General features: G+C 70.8%; 1 protein-coding gene and 1 pseudogene. One reads left to right on the top strand and one right to left on the bottom strand.

All coding sequences use genetic code 11. From position 1 onward, the window contains the following. The first annotated feature begins 158 nt into the window (after positions 1 to 158). Complete coding sequence (locus tag AOK08_RS41315; protein WP_055535649.1) at positions 159 to 944, top strand: sulfite exporter TauE/SafE family protein; 786 nt, start codon at positions 159 to 161, stop codon at positions 942 to 944. Positions 945 to 1,049: 105 nt separating this feature from the next. Here the strand turns inward: AOK08_RS41315 and AOK08_RS44275 are convergent. Beyond that, positions 1,050 to 1,315 (bottom strand): annotated as a pseudogene (locus AOK08_RS44275) (sortase domain-containing protein); the annotation flags it as partial.

The following is a 1,315-nucleotide window of genomic DNA, read 5'->3' as shown; positions in this document are numbered from 1 at the left end:
GTGTGAGGGTTCGGGAGGGGCCGGGGCAGGCGGCTGTGAGGTGCGTGGGCGGCAGGGCCGAGGGCCGTGACGGGCTGTGAGCTGCTGAACCTCTGGAGATCCTCAAGCTTCCGGAAAATGATGGTGTCCACACCTAAGCAGTCCATAAGGTGGCGATCATGCCCGATATATCACTGCCATTGATCGCAGCCCTCTGCCTCGCCGCCCTCGCGGCCGGCTGGATCGACGCGGTCGTGGGCGGTGGTGGCCTCCTCATGATGCCCGTACTCCTGCTGGGGCTGCCGAACACCCCGTCGGCGGCGCAGTTCGCGCTCGGCACCAACAAGGCCATGGCGATCGTCGGCACCACGGGCGCGGCCGTGACGTACGCGCGCAAGGCGCCGGTGGACGTGCGCCTCGCGGTACGCATCGGGCTGGCGGCGGTCACCGGCTCGTCGGCCGGGGCGTTCGTCGCGGCCGGTATGAGCACGGACGTCCTGAAGCCGGTCATCATGGTCGTCCTGCTCGGTGTGGGCGCCTTCGTGATCTTCAAGCCCGCTTTCGGTACGGCCCCGGCGACCACCCCGGTCTCCGCGCGCCGCGCCCTCGCCGCGATCGGACTCGCGGGCCTCGGCATCGGCTTCTACGACGGTCTCATCGGCCCCGGCACGGGTACGTTCCTGGTCCTCGCGCTCACCGCGCTGCTCCACCTCGACCTCGTGACCGCTTCCGCCACCGCCAAGATCGTCAACTGCTGCACCAACGCCGGCGCCCTGGCGATCTTCGCCTGGCAGGGCACGGTGTACTGGGAGCTCGGCGCGCTGCTGGCCGGCTTCAACCTGGCCGGCGCGACGCTGGGCGCGCGTACGGCGATGAAGAAGGGGAGCGGGTTCGTCCGGGGGGTGCTGCTGGTGGTGGTGTTCACGCTGGTGGCGAACCTGGCGTACCAGCAGTGGGTGGCGTAGCCGGGCTCACCCGATGGACCTGCCGGAGCTGCCGGTGAGGTGGGCGAAGACGACGACGTTGCCCTCGTACCCGGTCCCCGGTGTGTAGCCGCCGCCGCAGGTGNNCGGGCGGTTGTCCCGTCGAGCCGCTCGACCTCCACCGTGTCGCCCTTCTTCAGGGCGCCGAGGCGGTAGAAGACGGAGGGCCCGTCGGCGTTGTCGACATGCCCGGCGACGATCGCGGTGCCCGTCTCACCGGGGGCGGTACCGGCCTCGTACCAGCCCGCGAGGTCCTCGCGCTCGGGGGGCGGTACGTCCAGACTGCCGGTGGGGGTGAGGCCGAGGCCCATCAGCGGGGCGTTCACGTGGATGGCGGGGATGCGGATACGGAG

The organism is Streptomyces graminilatus, assembly GCF_001418565.1.
Lineage (GTDB): Bacteria > Actinomycetota > Actinomycetes > Streptomycetales > Streptomycetaceae > Streptomyces > Streptomyces graminilatus.
The sequence above is the reverse complement of the archived record's forward strand: the minus strand, read 5'-3'. Positions and strand labels throughout refer to the sequence as shown.

Coding starts and splice junctions, on each gene's coding strand:
- AOK08_RS41315 (WP_055535649.1), top strand. CDS start 159: ATGCCCGATATATCACTGCCATTGATCGCAGCCCTCTGCCTCGCCGCC.